The organism is Sorangium sp. So ce295 (assembly GCF_051527405.1).
Lineage (GTDB): Bacteria > Myxococcota_A > Polyangia > Polyangiales > Polyangiaceae > Sorangium > Sorangium cellulosum_B.
The window spans coordinates 3,852,957-3,875,498 of sequence record NZ_CP150324.1; the positions used below are offsets into that span (position 1 = coordinate 3,852,957).

The window sequence follows — 22,542 nt, forward strand, 5'->3', positions numbered from 1 at the left end:
GGCGGCGCCCGCGCGCCCTGCGATCACCTGTAGACGAAGACCCCCTTCAGATCCTCGGTCTGCGAGATGGGCGTGCCGTCCTTCTTCGAGGTGGTCCTGAACTGGTAGATCATCCCCGGGATCAGCGCGGGACCGTCGTACTCGACAGAGACGTTCTCGCTCCCCGACACCCTGGGCACCTCCAGGTCCTCCCAGATCTTGGCGCCGAGCGCGTCGAACAACCGCACCTCGTACAGATCTTCGCTGGAGTCGTCCTCGAAGACGAACGTCGGTGTCCCGCTCACCTCCTCCATCGTGCTCGCGCCGGGCGAGACCACGGCGAGCGCGCCCGTCACCTTGAACGACTCCGCGACGGGCAGATCCTGGCCGGAGACCGTGATGCGCACGATCTCGGTCCCGCCAATCGACGTGTCAGGATCCCGCACGAGCGCGTCGTCCTCGAAGGCGGCGAGGACCACGTAATCGCCGTCGGGCACCCCGGCGATCGAGAAGTCGCCGGTGATGTTGCCTTGCCGGAGCCCTCGCGGGGTCTCGCCGCGCGCGGTCGCCTCGTCAAAGGTATCGGCCACGACGAGGATGACCGAGGTCGCGCTCCCCCCTGGAGCATTCACGATCTCGACCTTGCCGCTCACCACCGCCGTGGCGTCTCCGGTCGCGTGAAGATCCACGCTCGTCGTCTCCTTGCCGGCGCTGACCGTCGCGCTCGCCGTGTCGAGCGCGAGATCGGCGGCGTAACCTTTCACCGTGACGTCGCCCGCAGCCACGTTGTAGATGGTGTAGCTGCCGTCGAGATCGGCCGCGCCGGTGGCGCCGCCCGCGACCAGCAGCGTCCCGCCGGGCTGGTCGGCGTGGACGACCCCGGAGATGGAACCGAGCCCCTCGCTGTCCGAGAGCGGCAACAGCGAGATCTCCGTCGCCGCCGACTCGATCGCGGGCGGTTTGCCTGCCGCGGTGGAGAGGTCGATGGGCAGCGCGACCCGCGGCGCCTTCGGGAACGTCTCGTACGTCTGCGCGTCGGCGCGCAGCGTGATGTTGGCCTCGACCGGAGCGCCGCTCGCGTCGCGCCGCGCGGGCACGACGAGCTCATAGGTCCCGTCGGCCCCCGTGATCGCCACCCGGGAGATCACCGCGTCGCTCGGGTCCCGGGCGAGCACGCGCGCGCCCGCGATGGCCTTGTCGTCGAGCGAGTCGTAGACGCGCCCCCTCAGGGTCACCGGCTCGAAGCAAGCGGGCTCGGCGCCCTCCACCTCCTCGCACACCTGCGGGGCGGCGCACCCTGTCTGCGCGGCCACCGAGCAGCTCTGCGGCTGACCCTCGTCGTCGCCGCCGCACCCCATCCCCATCAAGGCGCACAGCATCCCAACAGACATCGAGCGCATCACCATCGATTCGTCTCCTTTCAAACCACGTCTCGTCGCTGCAGGCTCAGCTTCTCAGCTCGTGAGCGGCCAGCGCCGCGGCCTGCGATCCTGTCGCCGCTCCTAGCAGGGACAGTGAATCACGCAGGCGCGGCGGGCACCGAGCAGGGGGAACACATCCCTCCGGTTCTTCTGTGTCTTTCGTGGTTCAATCCCTGCCCTCGAATCCAGGGAGAACCCGGGCAAGCGTAGGGGCTAGTTCAAGATGACCTGGCAGCAGCCGGTGATGCAGTAGTAGCCTGCGGCACAAGGCTCCTGGCCGGAGAGCCCGCACGGCTGGACCCCCGCCGCGCACTGGCCTTGGGGCTCGCCGGTGGGCCCGCCGCCGCCGCCGGTGGCGTCGCCGCCGCCGCCTGTCGCGGCGCCGCCTCCAGCACCGCCGCCGCCCCCTGCGCCGGTGCCGGACTCGAAGCAGTCGTCTGGCAGCGTGTCCTTGCCCAGGCACAGCTCGCAGCGGCCGCACTCGTTCAGGCAAGCATCCACGGGCGTGCAGGGCTCGCAGCGGGTCGGGTCGGACTCGTGGCCGCGCGAGCAGGAGCCTTCACCGGTGCCATCGGCGTCGGAGCCGAGCCAGACGTACTTGCCGCCGCCCGCGGGCAGCTCGCAGCAGCCGAAGCAGTCGCAGCCGTTCGGCGTGAGCGGACCGCAGATCGTATGGCACAGTTCGGACTGCTCGCCGTTGAGATCGCTGCAGCTCTTGCCGTCGGCGCCCGGCGTCGAGGCCCCGCTGTCATAGGCGCACATCGTCCCGTTGCTGGACTCCGGGTGAAACCCGGGCGCGACCTCGTGCTCATCGCACTTGTGGTTCCAGTGGCAATCGTCGTTGCCGGAGCCGGAGTCCTGGTCGAAATAACAGTCGACGGTGCACGCCGGCCCCGCCTGGCCGGGGATCCCGCCGTAGTAGCTGCCCTCGGTGTTGTCGCACGGGCCGAGGCAGTCCGGATCCTGCGCGTCGAGGAGCCCATCGTCGTCGTTGTCGACGAGATCCCCGCACGCGTACGTCTTGCCCTGGCACTCCACGATGCTCGTCGGGGTCGCCATGCCGCCGCCCGCAGCGCCGGTGCCGGCCCCTCCGCCGCTCGCGCTGCCGCCGCCGCTCGCGCTGCCGCCGCCGCTCGCGCTGCCGCCGCCGCTCGCGGTGTCGCCACCCCCCGCGCCGCCGGACGGGGCGGCGCCGTCAACGGTGCTGTCGCTACAGCCGGCGCCGAGGGTGAGTCCAGACAGGGCGGTCACCAACGAGAGAGAAAGAGAGAGAGCTAGGCGCATGGTGTCTCCAGAGGTGGCTCAGGCGCTCCCGTCCGCAGCGCGCGCTGCGGAGCGGGACTACCGGCGCGTTCATCCGGAGCAGTTCCGCCGCGGTCAGGTCACGGCTCAGAAAAAGACCCGTCGCGAAAAAAACGCGGAGCCATCGCGACACCGGCGTGTGGCCGTGGGGTGATAACCCACGTTGTGCTCGCGGTTGTCTCTTCTCTTCCGGGGGGCAAGCGAGCGGGCACGCTCGTCGCTCTCAAGGGGTCGCGTGGCCGCTGCGCGTCAGGGCCGCGCGCAGCGGCGATCAGGCCGCGTGATCGCGCCGCCTTCGGGCGCCCAGGCCCAGCGCGCCCGCGAGGAGCGCCACGAGGCCGACGAGCGCGCCGCCACGCTCGCCTCGCTGCATCGCGCAGACCAGCCCGGACGAGACCTCCGGCTCCGTGGACCCGCCGCCGCTGCTGCCCGCACCGCCGCTGTCGTCGCAGGCGTCGCCGACCCCGTCGGCGTCGCCATCCCCCTGATCCGCGTTGGCCGCGAGCGGGCAGTTGTCGTCGCCGTCCGGGACGCCGTCGTTGTCGTCGTCCGCGTCATCGACGTCGCAGGCGTCGCCTTGATAGTCCTCGTCGTTGTCGGCCTGATCCGCGTTGGGGACGGAGGCGCAGTTGTCCTGCTCGTCCGGGACGCCGTCGTTGTCGTCGTCTTCTTCGCAGGCGTCGCCCTGACCGTCGCCGTCGCTGTCGGCCTGATCGGGGTTGTACTCCTCGTCGCAGTTGTCCGCCGCGTCGCTCAGGCCATCTCCGTCCAGGTCCTCGCAAGCGTTGCCCACGCCGTTGTCGTCGGCGTCCGTCTGATCGGGGTTCGGCACGTGCGGGCAGTTGTCCGTCTCGTCCGGTATGCCGTCGCGGTCGCCGTCGACGTCGGCCCCGAGGTCGCAGGCGTCGCCGCGGCCGTCGCCGTCGCCGTCGGCCTGATCCTGGTTGGGCACGTGCGGGCAGTCGTCCTCTGCGTCCACGACGCCGTCGTTGTCGTCGTCGTCCTCGCAGGCATCGCCGGTGCCGTCGTCGTCCGTATCTTCCTGGAACAGATTGGACACGACAGCGCAGTTGTCCTCCACGTCGACCACGCCGTCGTCGTCGCTGTCGGGATCGCAGGCGTCCCCGAGGCTGTCCCCGTCCGCGTTCTCCTGGCCAGGGTTCTGATCTACAGGGCAGTTGTCCTCTGCGTTGCGCAGCCCGTCGCCGTCGGTGTCGATGTCGGGCTCGCAGAAGTCGCCGATGCCGTTGCCGTCGCCGTCCTCCTGGTTCGGATTGCGCGTGGCAGGGCAGTTGTCGCAGAGATCGCCGATCTTGTCGTCGTCTCTGTCCTGCTGGAGCGAGTTCGGGACGTCGCGGCAGTTGTCGACGTCGTTGTCGATGCCGTCGCCGTCGTCGTCACCGGCCTCGCAAACGTCGCCGGTGCCGTTTCCATCGGAGTCCAGCTGATCGGCGTTCGCCGTGAAAGGACAGTTGTCGTCGGCATCCAGGACACCGTCGTTGTCGTCATCGTCGTCGCAGGCGTCGCCGGTGCCGTCCGCCTCCGCATCCGACTGGTCCGGGTTCATCCCGACAGGACAGTTGTCGCACGCGTCGCCGACGCCGTCGGAGTCCGAATCCCGCTGATCCTGGTTGAGAACGGACTGGCAGTCGTCGCACGCATCGCCGACCGCATCGCCGTCGGCATCCGCTTGGTCCGGATTCTGGGTCTGCACGCAGTTGTCCGCTGAATCCACGACCCCATCCAGATCGGTATCGGGGTCCTCCGCCCACCCCGCGGCCGGCAGGATCAGCCCGAACAGGCCCGCCACGATCCCCACCGAGAACCGTCGCCCGCGCGACCGCACGCCCCTCGTCCCCGCACGTTTCATCGCGCCTCCGTCCTTCATGGCCTTCATGGCGACAGCTTGGTCACGAACACATCCGTGCCCTCGCCTCCCTCGATCCGCTTTTCCCCGAACGTCACCTTCCCGGTGAACGCGCCGGTCACGTAGACCTGCCTGTCGCGGTCGATGGCCACGCCCGTCGCCCGGTCCGCGCCGGCGCTGCCGAAGCGGTGGCTCCACCGGTAGCCGCCCTCCGGATCGAGCTTGGCCACGAACACGTCGTCGTCCCCCGCGCTCGTCACCGACCCGTCCGCCAGCGTCGTGTCTCCGCGGAACCCCCCCGCGACGACCACGTCCCCCGCGCCGTCGACGAGGAGCTGTCCCAGCGACGCGCCGTCCTCGCCGATCACCCGGCTATAGATGTGCTCGCCCGTCGGATCGAGCTTGGCCACGAACACCGCCTGGCGCTCTCCGGCCGTCCGAGGGCCCCCGCCGAGATCGATCGTCGCGCCGAACTCCCCGCCCACGATCACGTTGCCCGCCCCGTCCACCGCGACCGCCTTGGCCCGCTGCGGCCCCGCGTCGCCGAAGCGCTTGCTCCAGCGGTGCTCGCCGAGCGCGTTGAAGCTCGCCACGAACACATCGAAATCCCCGGCGCTCTCCAGCGGCTCGCCGCCCAGATCGAGCGTGCCGGCGAAATCTCCGATCACGATCGCGTTGTTGCGCGCGTCCATCGCCACGGCGCGGGCCTGCTGATCGAAGCCGTCGCCGAAGCGCTTGCTCCAGAGCAGCACGCCGTCGTTGTTGAAGCTCGCCAGGAACACGTCGCTGCCCCCGGCGCTCTCGAGCCGGTCCTTGCCGACGTGCAGCGCGCCCGAGAAGCGGCCGGCCACGACGAGGAGCCCCGCCGCCGTCGCCGCCACGCTCGTCGCCGCCTGGAAGCCGATGCCCCCGAGCGGCTGCAGCCACAGCTCCTTCCCCTCCGCGTCGAGCCTCGCGACGTAGCCGTCTCGCCCGCCGGCGCTCGTCCGCGGCTCGCCGCCGAACTCCAGCGTGCCGGAGAACTCCCCCGCGACCAGGAGGCCCTCGTTCCCGTCCGGCGCGAGCGCGTTCACCGTCTGCGGATCGAACGCACCGAAGCGTTTCAGCCCGAGCCCCGACCCGTCGCTCGCCGCGAGCCGCGCCCAGAAGACGTTCTCCTCGCCGATCGGGGTCACGCTCTCGTCGTCGAGGGCCACGTCCTCCGCCTTCGTGAGCCTGCCAACGAGCGCCGCGGTGCGGTCGTCGAAGACGGCCACGCTCGTCCCTGCACGCTCCCCGTCGCCCCCGAGCGCGCGCGCCCACTGCACCTCGCCGCCCGACCGCGGCGCGCCACCGCCGCCTTCGCCGCCGGCCCCCACAGGGGTCGGCAGGCTGAGCTCGGGAGCGCAGCCGAGGACCGCAGCGCCGAGCGCCGCAGCGCCGACCGTCACGATGCCGAGCGCCGCGCCGGCTGTCGCCGGGTAGAACCGTCTCACCCTCATCAGAACACCCCCTGCCACATCACGCCCTGCGCCGTCGGCGTCGCGATCGGCACGAGCGACGACGCCCGCTCGCCGCCCGCCCTGGGCCGCAGGAGGATGCCGCCCAGCGCCGCGCCCACGCCGGCGAGGCCGACCGCGCCGAGCGTCACCGACAGCCCCAGGCTGCGGTTCCACCGCGCCCGGAGCGCCTCCATGCTCTCGAAGTCGTGGACGCCCCGATCGCAGACGGACCCGGGGCACTCGTCCTCGACCCGAGCCCGCGCGGCCAGGTGGTCGGCAGCGAACACCGCGCTGCCCGCGATCGCCGCGAGCCCCACGCCGCCCGCCGTCCACGCCCACAGCGGAACGGGCGCGCGGGGCTCCGCCGGCGCGTCCGCGGGCGGCTGCTGCGCTCCGCCCACGTTTGCGCCCATGCTCCCACCTGCGGCTGCGCTTGCTTGCGGCTCGGTCGAGCGCCCCGGCACGAGGTGGATGCGGACCTCCACCGGCGCGCGCTCCGCCTGCTTCAGCGTGACCTCGCGCCGCGCCGTCTGGAAGCCGGGCGCCGTCACCACCACCTCGTGGCGACCGGGGTTGAGCTTGCGCGGGTAGGGGAGCGCCGCTCGGGGGATCGGCTGGCCGTCCACGCGCGCGTCGATCTTGTCCAGCGCCGCGCCCTCGACCCGGAGCTGGAGCGACGGGATGCGCGCCTCGAGCTGCTCGACCATCGCCGCGGCGGCCGCCCGCGCCTGCGTGAACACCGGCGGCTCGTCGCTCCCGAGGGGCAGGTGGACGACCTCGTAGGCCGTCTCCCGGGCCTCGATCAGGCGACCGAGCGCCTCGTCGGCGCGCGCGAGATCGAGCCCCGTCGTGGGGGCGCGCACGAGCGCGTGGGCCGCCTGGAAATCCTCGCGGGCGCCGGCGACGTCCCCCGCGTCGCGCTTCTTGCGCCCCTCGATGAGGAGCGTCCGCGCGGTCTGACGATCGGCCGCCGAGGGCTCGGCCCGCGCCGGAAGCGCCCCGGCGACCGAGAGGACAGCCAGGGCTATGCCTGCGGCGCGGGAGGCACGGGGGCGCAACAATTTCATCTCATCACCAAGCCGCCCGGGACTGTCCCGGACTACTCGATCATGATCGCACGCCGCTCGCGCGGGGGTCAACTACGCCGGCGCGCGCGCATCGTGCTCATGAGGCCATGGCGCGCGCATCGCGTAGGGCGTCGATCGTGTTGATCACGTCGATCACGTCGATCCACGTCCATTGCGCTCATCGGTTGTTGGCGCTCGCGACTCGCTCCGTTCACGTGGCCGAGCGACTCTGGGGCAGGGGCACGACCGCAGGCTGGTCGGCGACCCGCTCCCGCTCCCTCGGAGGCGAGACCGAGCCTCCGGCGCTGAGAGGCGCCTCGCTCGGCGCGATCGGCGTGAGATCGGCCGTCGCCGGGCCTCGGAGGACGCGGCCCATGGCGTCGAAGCGGGCGCCGTGACAGCGGCAGTCCCAGCTGCGCTCCGCGGAGTTCCACGAGACCACGCCGCCGAGGTGGGTACACATGGCCGACATCTCGTGGATCTGCCCTTGCGGATCGCGGTAGACGGCGAGCTTCTTCAGGCCCCTGCGCACGACGGCGCCTGCGCCGGGCGCGATCTGCGCCACGTCAGGGACATCGCCCTTGCCGAGCCATGAGGCGTACTGGCACGCGACATTGAGGTTCTCCTTCGCGTACTCGGAGACGGCGGCCAGGCTCAGGTTGACGCGGGTGGGATCGAAGAGCGACGCCATCCGGCTCTCGCGGCCCTGCACGAGGTCCGAGATCACGAGGCCTGCGATCGTCCCGTGCGTCATGCCGTTGCCACAGTCGCCCGTGGAGATGAAGATCCTCGATCCCTTCTTGATGCGACCGATGTACGCGAGGCCGTCGACCGTCTCCATCACCTCGCCGGACCAGCGGTGCAGCACCTCGCCGGCCTGCGTGAAGCGCTCTCTCGCCCATGCCTCGAGCCGCGCGTGGCGCTGGTCCGCGTCGCTGGCCTGTCCGGTCTTGTGGTCCTCTCCTCCCACGAGGAGCACCTCGTCCGGGCCGTCTGCGCCGTTGATGTTGGCGAGGCGGACGTAATGGAACGGTTCGGCCGTGTCCCAGTAGAGCCCCGGTGGGACGGCGCCCCGCGGGATGCGCAGGCCGACGACGTAGGTCCGGTAGCCGGCTTGCTTCAGGTGCACGGAGAAGCGCGGAATGAACGGGGAGTTCGTGGCGAGCACGGCCTCGCCGGCGATCACCCGGTGCCCGCGCGCCGTCTTGACGACCACCCCGTGAGGCACGGCGTCCTCGTCGACGTCGACCACGTGCGCGAGCGTGTAGAGCCTGCCGCCGTCGCGCTCGATCGCCCGCGCCAGCCCCGCGAGGTACCTGCGGATATGAAACTGCGCCTGATCGGGGAAACGGACCGCGGGCCCCGTATCGAAATCGAGCAGCGGCGCGCGGTCGACGTAATGGGTCGAGCCGAGCCCGGCGCGTTGCGCGGCCTCGATCTCGTCCCGGAGGGTGGCCGGGGGCGACCCCGGGGCTGTGAAGAGATAGCCATGGACGCGCCGGAAGTCGCAGTCGATCTTCTCTTCCGCGACGAGCCGCTCGATCGTCTCGATGGCCGCCGTGTGGCTCCTTGCGGCGAGGCGCAGGCGGCTCTTGCTGTGGAGCTTCGCGAGCGAGGCCCAGCGCCGGTCGAGCGCGTGCGTGATGTGCGCGGTGGTGAGCCCTGACTCGCCTCCGCCGATGGCGCCGTTGTCGAGGACGACGACGCGCTTTCCGGCCTTCGCGAGGAGATACGCCGTCGTCAGGCCGGCGATCCCCGCGCCAACGACGCACACGTCCGCCTCGTGGTCGGTCGCGAGGGGGGTCATCGGAGGGATGACGGCGTGGGTCCAGGCGGTGTTCTTATCGTAGGCTCGCTCCGTCATAGGCGCTCCGCGTCTGGGCGCCGAGCGCTTTGGCTCGGCGCTTCGTCTCGGTGATGGGTCATGGGGTCTGCCGCCCGGGAGGCGTGATGATCCGCCGCGCCAGACGCCCCGGATGCGGCCTCCATGGCCGCCGCGCCGCCGGCGCGCGCGGGGGGACGCGCGCCGGCGGCGCTCTTCGTTCGCGCGCGAATGCGCGCTCGGGCGAGGTCGTCAGACCCCTCCCGCGGGTTGGCGGAGAGGTCGTTGAAGCGAGCGGGCGACAGGCGGGGGAGCGGCCGAGCGCCGTCCCGACGCTTGCCCGCGCGGCGCTTGTCGCCGCTGCACGCGAAGGGAGCGAGCGTGACGAGCGTAGAGAGAGTCGTGGCGCTCCTGAGCCAAGCCACCCACATCACTCGCGGGACGATGCAGATCGCGTACCGCGCCCACCGCCGCCCGGCGCGGCTTGTATGTTGGACGTGCCGCGGGGCTCACGGTGAGGCATTCTGCCACGATGAGGCAAACCTGCGACGCGCGCGGCGCGCGTCCGAGGCGATCGCGGGCCGCATGCAAGAGAACGGTTGGTCAGCGGGGAGCGCCGTTCAGGCGAGGCGCGCCGTCCAGGCGGGACACGCCGTTCCGGCGGATCCAGGGGTAGCCGATCGTTGCCACGAATTCGCCGCGACAGCTGCTTGATTCAATCCGCGCGCACGCGTACTTGACGTCCACGACACAGCAGATTGAGGACGTTCGACAGCCCACAGCGAGGGGTGCCGGATCGGCCTTGGCTCCACCGAGCGCCCGCGGCTCGGGCTCTTCGTCGAGACATGGAGGATGGATGAAAGCGCACCTGGTGACGAACGTGGCTCGGATTGCTCTTCTGACGAGCATGGGGCTCCCCCTGGGCTGCAACGGCTGCGACTCGGAGCCTGAGGACGGCGTCACCTCGTCTACGAGCGGCGTCGGAGGCGCCGGCGGGCATGGCGGCGAAGGCGGCGCCGGCGGCGTCGCCGGGCAGGGCGGGGCCGGAGGCGGCGGCGGGCAAGGCGGTGAAGGGGGGGCTGGGGGACAAGGCGGGGTCGGAGGCGCCGGCGGCAGCGGTGGAGTCGGAGGCGCCGGCGGTAGCGATGGAGTCGGAGGCGCCGGGGGGCAAGGTGGCGAAACGGGCGCCGGTGCATCAGGTGGAGTGGGGGGCGCAGGCGGCGACGGCGGCGCGGGCGGCAGCGGCGGCGGCGAGCCTCCGGCGTTCCTCGGAGATGCCCTGTGGGGGCTCGGCGCCGGCGAGGCGAAGAACGAGCGAATCGAGGCGATCGCGGCAGATCTGCACGATAACGTCGTCCTGGTCGGCGGCTTCGAGACGGCGATCAACTTCGGTGGCGAGGCGGACGCCCTCGTGAGCGACGGTGGTCTCGACCTCTTCGTCGTGAAGCTCGACGCGGCGGGAGGCCACGTCTGGAGCAGGCGTTTCGGGGGCAAGTCCGATCAGGTCGCGTTTGCGGTGGCCACGGATCCGAGCGGCAACGTCGTCGTCGCCGGGGAGTTCGAGGGGACCCTCAACTTCGGCGCGGACGCGAGCACGGAGCTCGTGAGCGCCGGCGGGAAGGACCTCTTCGTCGCCAAGCTCGACGCCGGCGGCAACCACCTCTTCAGCAAGCGCTTTGGCGGCGAGCTCGATCAGGGCGCCACGGCCGTGGCCGTCACCGAGGCGGGCGAGATCGTCGTCCTCGGCATGGTCGACGGCAGCATCAATTTCAGCGAGGCGCCCGGGACCGCGCTCGAGGGGAGCGGGGGTCCCAACGTCGTCGTGGCGAAGCTCGACGCCGGCGGCGGCCACCTCTGGAGCCGGCGGTTCGGCTCCGCGGAGAGCTGGCAGCGCTTCCGCAGCATCGCGGTCGGCGAGTCGGCCCTCTACGCGGCCGGCGCGTTCGGCGGAAGGCTCGAGATCGACGGCCACGTCGTGGAGAGCGCCATCGACGGCTCGCGCGACGACGAGCCGATCTACAGCATCGATGGGCTCGTCCTGCGGTTCGATCTCGCGTCGGGCAGCCTCGTCTGGGGCCGGTCGCTGGGCGCCGCCGGCGAGCAGTTCGCCAAGTTCATCGGCCTCGGGCTCGATGGCCACCCGGTCGTCCTCGGCAACTACAGCGCTCCGTTCCGCGTCGGGCCCACGGCCATCGAGCGCGCCGCGGTCGGGGATTACGACCTCTACCTGGCCCGGCTCGACGCAGAGACCGGTGAGCCGCTCGCCGCCCGTGGGCTCCCGTCCGCGGGCGACGAGTTCGTCTGGGGCTTCTCGCAGGACCCCTGGGGCAACCACGTTCTGAGCGGTTACTTCACGGAGGCGCTCGAGCTCGGCGGGGCGCCCGTGGAGACCGTGCCGCCCGAGTCGGGCGATGCGTTCGTCGCGAAGCTCAGTCCGGACTTCTCCGAGGAGCTCTGGTCCGACGTCTACCGCGATGGGGTCTTCTGCTTCTCGACGGCCCAGGCCGTCACCGGAAGCGGGAACACCGTCGCCGCTGGCCTCTTCCACGGCGAGCGGATCGAGCTCGGCGGCGGCCTCCCCGCCATCGAGCACAGCGCGTCTGTGGGCGATCGCAGCAACGGCGACGTCTTCCTCGTCACCCTGTCGCCGTGACGGACGATCGGGCGCGCGGACACCCCCGCGCGCCCGATCACCGGCGGCGATGTGCCGCGGCGCTGCTCAGTTCGTCTCGTGGCGCGGCTCGGCGGCGTCGGCACGTGCGGCGCTGCCGCCCTGCTCGCCCTCGCGCGCGCTCTCCCCCGGCGCGTCGCTCTGTCCGTCGCCGCGCGACTCGCCGCCCTTGCGGCCGATCTGCGCCATGTGTCCGCGGTTCTGGCTCACGGCCGCGCCGCCCTTGCGGCCGATCGCGGCCATGTGCTCGCGATTCTGGCTCACGCTCGCGCCGCCCTTGCGGCCGGCCGCGCGGGCCTCCTCGGAGCTGAACTCGTGGGCCGTGCCCTTCTCGTGCGCGGCCTTGCCGCCCATGCTCGCGATCGCGCGTTGCTGCTTCTGGTCCATCGCGGCGAACCCACGACTGCTGCTCTGACCGTGTTGCTGTGCCATGAGTCGTCTCCTTGGTGTCTGGGCGCATCGCTCCAGCGCCCTCACGGGGTGACCCAGGCGTGGTGCCCTGTGGGATCGTCGCTGAACGATGTCGGCTCCTCCGGGGGACTGCAACGTGAGTGCCATGAAGAGGGATCCATGGACACGCGACGTCACCGGCGCGGATCCAGCGGGACTTCCGTGGATTCTCGTGAGCGCTCGGGAGCGTCCAGGGTGCGCTCCAGCAGGGTGAGGTGAGCGCGATCCTCCGGGCGCGCCCGGGGAAGGCGCGGTTTCTGCGCCGACGTGCGCAGCGCCGATGGTGTCGCGTTGCGTCCAGCGCCGCTCAGCCCGGCGAGCGCGGCGTTCCAGCGGACGCCCCGCCGCGCGGCAGACTGCCCCACCGGTCGTGAGCGCGCGGGCCATCGCGCCTCGTCCGCGCCGCGCGGTCGAAATCCACGGCGTCCTCTCGTGTGGACGACTCCAGCGCTCGCGACGTCGCCGACGTCACCGCCGCCGGCACGCCGCGACGATCGTGCTCCAGTGCCCAGCGTGCTTGACGGCGCGCGTTGTCGATCGCCATCGCGGATCCCCCGACCGGCGTTGTGGGCGCATCCGTCCCGCAGATCCAGGGGCGATGCCGTCGCGCAGATTCTGCGCCTCCGGGAGCCGGGCAGCCCAACCTGGGACGCGATAGTGTCGTCGTGACGCGTAGACCCTGCGCCGCTGCGTCGCTGCGTTCGCACGCGTGCGGTCCGCCGAGGCGGCGGTTGGGCTGTCGCGGGGCCGCCATGCCGGGGGCGTGGAGGCTCCCTACCGCTGTCAAGCGGCGCGAACCGGCCCGTCAAAAACTCGACGTCCGTGTGGCCCCCGAGTTGCTGCGCCTGTTGCCTCCCGGTCGCTGGAGCGTCACCGATGTCACGGTGACGCCACGCGCGAACACGTGATACAGAGCGGCCCGGCGTCATCAGCCCATGCGCACCATCCCATCCCTGGAACGTCCCCGAATGCAAGAGAGGCTCACAACGGACTGCGATGAGGTCGCCGGCTCCGGCGGGCTGGTCGACGTCGAGCCCGAAGGCGCGCTGTTAAAGGACGCTCTGCGCGGCCTGGTCGGCGTGTTCGCTCTCCACGACGCGATCCTCATCGGCTATCTCGCCTTGACGACGATCTTCCTGCTTGGCGCGCCGCCGACGGAGCTGCGAGCGCAGTGCATGAACCGCAATCTGGCGGGCATCGCCGCCCTGGTGTCCGTCTGCGTGCTCGTGCGCCGCGCGACGTTTCTGGCGCCCTTGCTGCGGAGCGTCCTTTACCGACTCTCGCTCGTCGGCGCCTTCCTCCTCAACTACCTGTCGCTCCGGACCCTCTTGCCGGCGGTCCGGAGCGATAGCGTCGACGCGGAGCTCCTCCACCTCGATCTCCTCCTCTTCCGCGTCGAGCCGGCGCTCTGGATGGAGCGCTTCAACACGCGCCCGATCGTGGAGTGGTTCTCCTTCTTCTATTTCAGCTACTTCTTGATCTGTTTCCTCTCGATGGTGCTGGCGGTATGGGTCGCCCGACCAGGCCGGGGGACGACGGAGTACGCGGTCGGCACCACGATCGTCTACTGTGTTGGCCAGCTCGGTTACATGGCCGTCCCTGCGTACGGCCCCATCCAGGCGCTGAGCCACCTCTATCAGGGGCCGCTGGACGGCGGCTTCTTCTGGGGCTGCGTGAGCAGCGTCGTGCAGGCCGGCGGCGCGATGAAGGACGTCTTTCCCTCCCTGCACACGGCCGCTCCCCTCTGGTTCGCCCTGTACACGTTCCACCGCGCCCGCACCGACCGGCGCCTCTTCTGGCTCGCCGTGGTGACCGCGTTCTTCTCCATGAACATCATCGTCTCGACCATGCTCCTCCGCTGGCACTACGCGGTCGACGTCGTCGCCGGCGCCGTCCTGGCCGTGGGCACGGCGTGGCTCACGCCGCGGCTCGTCCGCTGGGAGGAGGGCCTCCGCGCCCGCATGGGTCAGCCGCAGCCGTGGAGCTTCCGGTAAGCGCGCCTCTCCGGCGCCGGCGCGCTCCAGTCCCGCGCGCCTCGGCGTCGGGGGAAGCTCATCTCAAGGAGCCGGCCTCGGCCTGAGCTCGGCACGAGCGCCCGCGGCCTGCTTGATCCTGGCGGCCGCTCAGGCGAGCGGTGCCTCCCACGCTTTCAGCGGAGCACCCCGGGGGAGCTCGTCGGCGCGGTCAGCCGTCGGCTGGAGCCGCCGAAGATCGGGTGACCGGGCGTGTACCCGAAGGTCACGTTCCGGAGCTCGATCCGGCCGCGCTCGAGCGTCGGGGCGACGGCCTCGGGGCGGTCGACGAGCTCGTGGGAGCGGACGATGGTGTTCACCCCGTTCGCGACGTTGCCGACGAACTCGAAGAACTCGAGGAAGCGGCGGCTGAGGTTGCGCGCCTCGTTGATGATGAGGAGCGACAGGCTCGTCGCCATGACGAACTCGGCGACGCCGATGTCGCCGCGCTCCCAGAGCCTGAGCGACTGGTAGAGCGTCCCCACCTTGAGCAGCGCGGCGGACGCGAACTGGAACCAGCGCACCCGCTCGGAGTACCAGTTCGATCTGCGCACCGCGCGGAGCTCGCGCTTGAGCTGCTCGTCCAGGTACGCGCGCTCGAAGCCGAACCGGGCGAAGAGCCGCGCGCTCGTGAGGTTCGTGACGGAGTCGACGAGCTTGCCTGTTGTCTCGCTCCGCGCGGACGCGGCGCGCACCGCGTGGGGCTGACACCGGGTCGCGAGCCAGTAGGAGACGCCGACGAACAGCGCCGCCCAGGCCGAGACGACCGCGGCGAGCGCCGGGTGAGCGCTGTAGAGCAGCCCGATCGAGACCGAGAAGACGATGGCGATGGGCCAGAAGTCGAAGAGGATGGCCCACAGGGTCTGCGAGACCCCCATCGACGTCTCGCTGATCCGGTGGGCGAGCGCCCCGGCGAAGTTGTTGCTGATGTAACGATGGGAGTGGTGCTGGAGGTACGCGTACAGATTGCGGGTCACGTTCTGGCGCTGCCACGGCCCGACGAGGATCTGGCAGAGGCCGGCGATCCGGCTGAACAGGAACTCGCCGGCGATGAGCGCGACGAACAGCGCCAGCGCGTCGCGCAGCCGCCCGCTCAGCGCGGCGCGGCCAGCGCCCGACGCCTGCGTCACCCCCTGGGTGGTGATCGGCAGCTGCGGCGCACGCAGGGGGGTCGTGTGCTCGAGCGATCCGGATCCACGCGCGGGCCCCCCGTGGAAGTTCAAGGGGGGTTGCCGCTCGGCCCTTGCGTGGTCGGCGATCTCCACTAAGCGCTTCAGGATGAGCTGTTCTCTGCCTCGAGCAGCCGCGAGCGTGATGCGAGAAGGGATGAAACAGCGGTCGAGCGAGGAGCGCGCAGAAGGGCGCGACTTCATCGAATGCCTGGAAGATCTCGCGATCGTGCGACCTGTGGACGACTCCGAAGAACATCTCCTCTGGGACACCGAGCTCCTGAAGCAGGAGCTCGCCCGCGCAAGCCCTGGCCGCGAGTCGGGGCTGATGCGGCTCCTCGCGGCGCGGGTCGCGATGAACAGCTCTTTCCAGTTCTTCGGCCTCCTCGACGCCCACGGTACGAGCTGGGAGTCGAACCACACCTCGACCAGCGGCGCCGGCGTGGAGCGGAGGGAGGTGCACGGCGTGCCCTTCTGGGAGTGCCGCTGGTGGCAGGGCTCGCCGGAGATCCAGGAGCGCCTGAAGGACGCTGTTCGGCGCGCGGCGCGCGGCGAGTTCGTCAGGTACGACGTGGAGGTCCTCGGGGGGAACGAAGGTGAGAAGCGCATCACGATCGATTTCAACCTGAACCCCGTGAAGGATCGGCTGGGCAAGGTCGTCTTCATGATCGCCGAGGGGCGGGACGTCACCGAGCAGCGGCGGCTCGAGCGCGAGGTCGCGCAGCACCGGGACGAGCTCGCGACGCTCGACCGCCTCAAGACGGAGTTCGTGGCCAACGTGAGCCACGAGTTCCGCACCCCGCTCACCCTTATCCTCGGGCGCGTCGAGGACGCGCTGTCGAGCCCGGCGGGGTCTCTCGGGGGCGACGGCCTCGCCGCGGCCCACCGGAGCACGCTCCGGCTCCTCCGGCTCGTGAATACGCTGCTCGATTTCTCCCGCATCGAGGCGGGGAGGCTCCAGACGTCGTTCGCGCCCACCGATCTCGCGCGGCTCACGGCGGAGCTCGCGAGCTCCTTCCGCTCGCTGATCGAGGGCGCGGGGCTGTCGCTCGTCGTGGACTGCCCGCCGCTGCCCGAGCCCGTCTACGTCGACGCGGCGCAATGGGAGAAGGTCGTCATGAACCTCCTCTCGAACGCCTTCAAGTTCACGTTCGAGGGGGAGATCGCGGTCTCGCTGCGCGCTCACCCGGACCACGTCGAGCTGACGGTGCGCGACACAGGCACCGGGATCCCCTCGGAGGAGCTCCCGCGCATCTTCGAGCGGTTCCACCGCGTGCACGGCGCGCGCAGCCGGAGCATCGAGGGCACCGGGATCGGGCTCTCCCTCGTCCAGGAGCTCGTCAAGGCGCACGGGGGCTCGCTGCGCGCCTCGAGCGCGGTGGGGCAGGGGAGCGCGTTCACCGTGGCGATCCCGAGGGGCCGCGCGCACCTCTCGCCGGAGCGCGTGGTCGCCGCCGGGGAGCCGGCGCCCTCGGCGGCGAGCGCGAGCCTCCACGTGCTCGAGGCGTCCCAGTGGTCTTCACCCCAGTCACCCGGGCGCGAAGGAGCGGCGCCCGCGGGCCCGGAGCCGCGCGCCGACGCCGCGCCCGCGCAGATCGCCCCGGGCGGCGGAGAGGGCCGGATCCTCGTCGCCGACGACAACGCGGACATGCGCGAGTACCTCGTCCACCTGCTCACGCCGAGGTGGAGCGTGGAGGCGGCCTCGGACGGGCGGGCGGCCCTCGAGGCCGCGCTCGCGCGCCCGCCCGACCTCGTTGTGAGCGACGTGATGATGCCCGAGCTCGACGGCGTCGCGCTCCTCCGGGAGCTCCGCGCGGATCCGAGGACGAGCAGCGTCCCCGTGGTGCTCGTGTCCGCCCGGGCGGGGGAGGACGCCGTCGTCGAGGGCCTCGACACGGGGGCGGACGATTACCTGGTGAAGCCGTTCTCGCCGCGCGAGCTCCTCGCCCGCGTCCGGACGCAGATCGAGATGGCGCGGATGCGGCGGCGCGCGGTCGAGGCCGCGGAGCGGGAGCGCGCGCAGGAGCTGCCCCGCTTCCTGGACGCGGCGAGCGTGGTGCTGGCCGAGTCTCTCGACTATTCCACGACGCTCGCGCGGGTGGCGCAGCTCGCGGTGCCTGTCCTCGCCGACTTCTGCGTCGTCGACGCGCTCGACGAGGAGGACGGCGCCTTCCGGCGGGTCGGCGTGGCGCACTCGGACCCTTCGCTCGCCGCCGTGGCCGAGGAGGCGAAGCGCTTCGCGCCCAAGCTCGACGGCAACCCGGAGCACCCGCCGACCAAGGTGCTCCTCGAGCAGAGGTCGGTGCTCGTCGAGCACTTCACGGACGAGCAGATGCGCGCCATCGCGCAGAACGAGGAGCACCTCCGGGTGATACGGGCCATCGGGGCGCACTCGTTCATGTGCGTCCCGCTGGCGCGGCGCGGGCGGCTCTTCGGGACGCTGACCTTCATGGTCGTGCGATCCGAGCGCCGGTACAGCCAGGCGGACCTCGCGGCGGCGGAGGAGCTCGGGCGCCGCTGCGCGCTCGCGGTGGACAACGCGCGCCTGTACAGGGACGCGCAGAGCGCGATCGCGCTGCGGGACGAGTTCCTCTCGATCGCCTCCCACGAGCTGAAGACGCCGCTCACCCCGCTCGCGCTGCAGATCCAGACCCTGATGCGCCGCGCGCCCGAGCTGTGCCCCGACAGGGAGCGCCTCCCGTGGCTCATGGACAGGCTCGGGCTCGTTCGCCGGCAGAGCGAGCGGCTGAGGCGGCTCGTCGAGAACCTCCTCGACATCTCCCGCATCTCCGCGGGGCGCCTCGCCCTGGAGCTCGAGCAAGTCCGGCTGTCGGACATCGTCCGGCAGGTGGTGTCTCGCTTCCAGGAGGGCGGCGAGATCGCGGAGGCGGGCTCGCGGGTCACCGTGAGCGCGGCGGACGACGCCGCAGGGAGCTGGGATCGGGTGCGGCTCGAGCAGGTCGTCGAGAACCTCGTCTCGAACGCGCTCAAATATGGTCAGGGAAACCCGATAGAGATCACCGTCGCCTCGACGGGCTCGATGGCCACGTTGACGATCGCGGACCACGGCATCGGGATCGCGCAGGAGCACATCGGCCGGATCTTCGGGCGGTTCGAGCGCGCCGTGTCGGCGCGGCACTATGGCGGCCTGGGCATGGGGCTCTACATCACGATGCAGGTGGTCGAAGCGCTGGAGGGTTCGATCGAGGTGAGCTCGGTCCTGGGAGAGGGCTCGACCTTCAAGGTGACCCTGCCGCTCGCCGGCCCTCGGGCCTCGGGCCGGCAGGGTCTGCCGGGATTCGAGGGCGCCTGAGGCGCCCGGCGCGAGGGGGCCCCGCGGGCCGGCCCGAGGTCGTGGCGCCCTGGTCGCTGTCACCCTGCGAAGGGAGCGAGTGCGCATGACGACGAGCCGTCCCAGCAAGCGCATCCTGATCGTCGATGACGACGCGGCGATCCGCAGGACGTTGAGCGAGCTCCTGGAAGAGGAGGGGTATGCGGTCGCCTGCGCCGCGAACGGGCGCGAGGCCCTCGCATGCCTGCGGGACGACCCCTCGTCCATCGCGCTCGTCCTGCTCGACCTGATGATGCCGGTCATGGATGGGTTCCAGTTTCGCGCCGAGCAGAAGCGCGACCCGACGCTCGCCGCCACGCCCACCGTGGTGATGACCGCGCGCGGCGCGACGGAGCGCGCCGGCATCGACGCGGACGCGATCCTCAGCAAGCCGTTCGACGTGCTGAAGCTGATGGACACCATCGAGCGGAGCTGCCGGAGGGGGTGAGCCGGCGGCGCGCCGCGCCGATCGTGCGAGCGGCGCGATGGCGCGATCGCGCGATCGCGCGCCGCAGGCGGCCTAGGAGCCCGCCCTCGATCCGCACATGGTCGTGAGCACCGCGAGCAGCTCCGCCGGCTCGATGGGTTTCGGGACATGGGTGTTGAACCCTGCTCGCAAGGCGCGCATGCGATCTTCCGTGCGCGCATAGGCGGTGAGCGCGATCGCCGGGGTCCGCCCCCCGCTCGCCGCCGGGAGCGCGCGGATCTTGCGGATCAGCACGTAGCCGTCCTCGCCGGGCATCGCGACGTCGGACACGAGCACGTCGGGCTGCAGCGCCTTCACCGCGAGCAGCGCCTCGGCCGCGGACGACACGGCCGTCACGCGCGCGCCGCACTGCTCGAGCATCGTGACGAGGAGCTCGCGCGTGTCGTCCTCGTCCTCGACCACGAGCACGTTCAGCGCCGCGAGCTCCGGCGGGCGGTCGCTCCCGGAGGAGACGGACGGCAGCGGCGCCAGCCGGCGCCCCCGGTCGTGGCTCGGCGGCGCCGCGAGCGGCAGCTGGACGACGAACGTGGCGCCCCGACCCTCCCCGTCGCTCAGCGCGTGGGCCGTGCCGCCGTGCATCTCCACGAGGCTCTTCACGATCGTGAGCCCGAGGCCCAGGCCGCCGTGCCTGCGGGTCGTGCCGCTCTCGGCCTGCCGGAACTGCTCGAACACGTAAGGCAAGAACGCGGGCTCGATGCCCTGGCCGGTGTCGGACACGGTGATCTCGGCGGACCCGTCGGCGCGATCGAGCCGGATGCGCACCACGCCGCCCCGCGGCGTGAACTTCACCGCGTTGTTGAGCAGGTTCCAGACGACCTGCTGCAGCCGGCCCGCGTCGCCCGCGACGGCGCCCACGCCGGGCTCGAGGTGCGACTGGAGCCGCACCCCCTTGGCGTCGGCGGCCGGCCGCACGACCTCGAGGGCGGCGTCGATCACCGGCGCGAGCTCGATCGGATGGACGTCCAGCCGGAGCTTGCCGGCCATGATGCGCGAGATGTCGAGCAGATCGTCGATGAGCTGCGCCTGCGCCTGGGCGTTGCGCTCCACCGTCTCCAGCGCCTTGTCGCGGCGCTCGTCGGGGAGCTTGCCGGTGCGCAGCATCCGGACCCAGCCGAGGACCGCCGTGAGCGGCGTGCGGAGCTCGTGGCTCATCGTCGCCAGGAACTCGTCCTTCAGGTGGCTCGCGGCCTCGGCCTCCCGCCGGGCGGACTGCGCCGCGGCGAGCAGGTCTTGCCGCTCCTCCTCCGCGCGCTTTCGCGCCGTGATGTCGAAGAACGAGGAGACGACGCCGGCCACCGAGCCGTCCGCGCCGCGGAGCGGCTGCGCGTTCACCGACAGCCACAGGACCGAGCCGCCCTGCCGCTCCAGCCCGAGGAGGACGCTCGACTGGGGCGCGCCGGTCCGCAGCGCGATCTGCGAGGGGACCATCTCGAAAGGGAACGTCGAGCCGTCCTCGCGGACGAGCCGGCACGACGGGCCCAGCATCGTGGACCCGACGAGCTGGGCCATGGGCAGGCCCAGGATCCGCTCGGCGCTCGCGTTCGCGGTGCGGATGACGCCGCGCTCGTCCTGGAGCGTGATGCCCTCCTCGAGCGCGCTGATGATCACGCGATAGCGCTCCTCGCTGTCCCGGAGCGCCCGCTCCGCCTCGATCGCGTCGGTCTCGTCGCGGGTGATCAGCACGGCGCCCGCGGGCGAGCCGTCGGCGTGCCTGAGCGGCGATGCCGTCCCGGCGAGGGCGCGGATGGAGCCGTCCGGGCGCGTGACGAGCCAGCGCGCGTTCTCGACCTTCTCGCCCCGGAGCGCGCGGTGGAGCGGGTCCTCGTCGGGGCGCAGCGGCCGGCCGTCCAGCGCGAGCAGCCCGCGGGTCCGGAGCGCGTCGCGCGCGTCGCTCGCGTACACCCCGTGCTGCCGCTGGGCCTCGCCGTTGCAGATGCGGAGCGCCCCGCGCGCGTCCGCGGCCATGATGCCGTCGCCGCTCTGCTCGATGAGCGCCTGCAGCAGATCGCGCTCCACCGCCGCGATCCGCTCGGCCCGCTCGGCCCGCTCGCGGAGCCGCTTCGAGCGAAGGAGCGCGCCGACGCGCGCCGACAGCGCGGCCGCCGGGCAGGGCTTGACCACGTAGTCGTCGGCGCCCGCGGTGAGCCCCTCGACGAGGTCCTCCTCCTGCCCGGCCACGGTCAGGATGAGGATCGGGAGCCCGACCGTGGCGGCGCGCGACCGCAAGAGGCCACAGATCTCGGTGCCGGACATGCTCGGCATCACCTGGTCGAGCACGAGGACATCCGGCAGATCGCCCCCCGCCACGCGCTCGAGCATCGCGGCGGCGTCCGTGAAGATCTGGACCTCGTACCCTGGCGCGAGGGCGCGCGCGGCCATCTCGGCCTCCAGCAACGAATCGTCGAGGATCCACACCACCCCGCGCTGCGCGTGCTCGCTCGGCGGCGGCTCCATGCCCCCCTCCCGGACGCCTCGCCCCGCGGCCGGCGCCGGGCGCCGGGGCGGGCCGTTCGCATCGCGCGCGACGTCGGCGAGCACGAAGTCCATCGTCATTGGCCGATTCATGGTTCTCCAGGAGCAGCAGGGGCCGTGAGGCAGTTCGCCACAGGGCGGCGCCTCTCGGGATGGGACGGGACGCGGAAACGTGTTGGTTCCGCAAGCATCTTTACCGCCCAGTCTCATCTGAGGGAGAGCCCGCGACGATGCAAGCCTAATACGATGAAAGGCGCGCCCTGTCGCCCTCTTCTGCCTGTCTGCGTCGGTTGCTTCTGGTCGCCTCTGGTCGCGTCAGGTTGCCTCTGGTCGCGTCAGGTTGCCTCTGGTCGCGTCAGGTTGCCTCTGGTCATTGCGCCATGCATCACGCAACGCTCGCCGGGTTCCATCGACGTCTGTCGTGGCGTTCGCGCCCGCCGACGTTCGCTGGCGCACCGGGTCCTCTACGCGCGGGCAGCGCATGGCCGCTGCGCGCTGCTCACCCGAGCGTCGCATCCGCAGCTCGGGACGTGTCTGACGGGAGTTCCCTGATTCTCCCACGGACGCACAAGCGCGATTGACACCCCGGATTCGGAAAGGCTATTCCCCCGATCGAGTACCGCTGTGGCAGAGATCCTCGTCGTCGATGACAGCCGGGTGATGCGTGAGATGGTGGTGGCCTGCCTCCGGGCAGAGCAGCACGGGTTCGCGCACGCGGCGAGCGGGCTTGAGGCGATTGAGACGCTCTCGCTCAGGCCGTTCGATCTCGTGGTGCTCGACCTGAATATGCCCGATATCGGGGGACTCGAGGTGATCGAGTTCATCCGGGGTCAAGACAGGCTGCGGAGCCTGCCGATCCTGGTGGTGACGACCCGGGGTGATGAGGAGTCCCGCGTCCGCACGCTCGCCGCGGGGGCGTCCGAGTTCATGACGAAGCCCTTCACTCCCGACGCCATCCTGGCCAGCGTGCGCGCGCTCCTGCAGGACAACGGCGCCAGCGCCGGATGACCG

The 22,542-nt window shown here is 71.5% G+C and carries 14 protein-coding genes; 5 read left to right on the top strand and 9 right to left on the bottom strand.

Going from position 1 to position 22,542, the window contains the following annotated elements; all coding sequences use genetic code 11:
• Positions 1-23 precede the first annotated feature (23 nt).
• From WMF11_RS14790 to WMF11_RS14815, 6 genes are all read right to left on the bottom strand, one after another.
• Positions 24-1,385, bottom strand: a complete 1,362-nt coding sequence (locus WMF11_RS14790; RefSeq protein WP_437977898.1) for a hypothetical protein — start codon at positions 1,383-1,385, stop codon at positions 24-26.
• Positions 1,386-1,613: 228 nt separating this feature from the next.
• A complete protein-coding gene (locus WMF11_RS14795) occupies positions 1,614-2,684 on the bottom strand; it encodes a hypothetical protein (RefSeq protein ID WP_437977899.1) in 1,071 nt (356 codons plus the stop codon).
• A 289-nt stretch (positions 2,685-2,973) separates the two neighbouring features.
• Positions 2,974-4,572, bottom strand: coding sequence for a thrombospondin type 3 repeat-containing protein (locus WMF11_RS14800; protein ID WP_437977900.1), 1,599 nt, complete (start codon positions 4,570-4,572; stop codon positions 2,974-2,976).
• Between the two features lie 23 nt (positions 4,573-4,595).
• Positions 4,596-6,050, bottom strand: coding sequence for a hypothetical protein (locus WMF11_RS14805; protein WP_437977901.1), 1,455 nt, complete (start codon positions 6,048-6,050; stop codon positions 4,596-4,598).
• On the bottom strand, positions 6,050-7,117 hold the full coding sequence (locus WMF11_RS14810; protein ID WP_437977902.1) for a hypothetical protein: 1,068 nt from the start codon (positions 7,115-7,117) through the stop codon (positions 6,050-6,052). Before WMF11_RS14810 ends, WMF11_RS14805 begins: the two co-directional genes overlap by 1 nt.
• A gap of 211 nt (positions 7,118-7,328) precedes the next feature.
• Positions 7,329-8,981, bottom strand: a complete 1,653-nt coding sequence (locus WMF11_RS14815) for an FAD-dependent oxidoreductase (protein ID WP_437977903.1) — start codon at positions 8,979-8,981, stop codon at positions 7,329-7,331.
• An 814-nt stretch (positions 8,982-9,795) separates the two neighbouring features.
• Here WMF11_RS14815 and WMF11_RS14820 point away from each other — a divergent pair.
• On the top strand, positions 9,796-11,592 hold the full coding sequence (locus WMF11_RS14820; RefSeq protein WP_437977904.1) for a PE-PGRS family protein: 1,797 nt from the start codon (positions 9,796-9,798) through the stop codon (positions 11,590-11,592).
• A gap of 66 nt (positions 11,593-11,658) precedes the next feature.
• On the opposite strand, the gene WMF11_RS14825 is transcribed toward WMF11_RS14820, so the two are convergent.
• Positions 11,659-12,042 carry a KGG domain-containing protein gene (locus WMF11_RS14825; RefSeq protein WP_437977905.1) on the bottom strand — a complete coding sequence of 128 codons (384 nt, stop codon included), beginning with the start codon at positions 12,040-12,042 and terminating at the stop codon, positions 11,659-11,661.
• A gap of 1,097 nt (positions 12,043-13,139) precedes the next feature.
• On the opposite strand from WMF11_RS14825, the gene WMF11_RS14830 reads away from it, so the two are divergent.
• Positions 13,140-14,054: a phosphatase PAP2 family protein gene (locus WMF11_RS14830; protein ID WP_437977906.1), complete on the top strand. Its 915-nt coding sequence runs from the start codon at positions 13,140-13,142 to the stop codon at positions 14,052-14,054.
• A gap of 155 nt (positions 14,055-14,209) precedes the next feature.
• Here WMF11_RS14830 and WMF11_RS14835 read toward each other — a convergent pair whose 3' ends face one another.
• On the bottom strand, positions 14,210-15,295 hold the full coding sequence (locus WMF11_RS14835) for an ABC transporter transmembrane domain-containing protein (RefSeq protein ID WP_437977907.1): 1,086 nt from the start codon (positions 15,293-15,295) through the stop codon (positions 14,210-14,212).
• Positions 15,296-15,398: 103 nt separating this feature from the next.
• Between WMF11_RS14835 and WMF11_RS14840 the strand changes: the two genes are divergently transcribed.
• Positions 15,399-18,554, top strand: coding sequence for an ATP-binding protein (locus WMF11_RS14840; protein ID WP_437977908.1), 3,156 nt, complete (start codon positions 15,399-15,401; stop codon positions 18,552-18,554).
• Positions 18,555-18,639: 85 nt separating this feature from the next.
• A complete protein-coding gene (locus WMF11_RS14845) occupies positions 18,640-19,020 on the top strand; it encodes a response regulator (RefSeq protein WP_437552478.1) in 381 nt (126 codons plus the stop codon).
• 72 nt (positions 19,021-19,092) lie between these two features.
• On the opposite strand, the gene WMF11_RS14850 is transcribed toward WMF11_RS14845, so the two are convergent.
• Complete coding sequence (locus WMF11_RS14850; RefSeq protein ID WP_437977909.1) at positions 19,093-21,624, bottom strand: hybrid sensor histidine kinase/response regulator; 2,532 nt, start codon at positions 21,622-21,624, stop codon at positions 19,093-19,095.
• Positions 21,625-22,155: 531 nt separating this feature from the next.
• On the opposite strand from WMF11_RS14850, the gene WMF11_RS14855 reads away from it, so the two are divergent.
• A complete protein-coding gene (locus tag WMF11_RS14855) occupies positions 22,156-22,539 on the top strand; it encodes a response regulator transcription factor (protein ID WP_437746092.1) in 384 nt (127 codons plus the stop codon).
• The last annotated feature ends 3 nt before the right edge of the window (positions 22,540-22,542 follow it).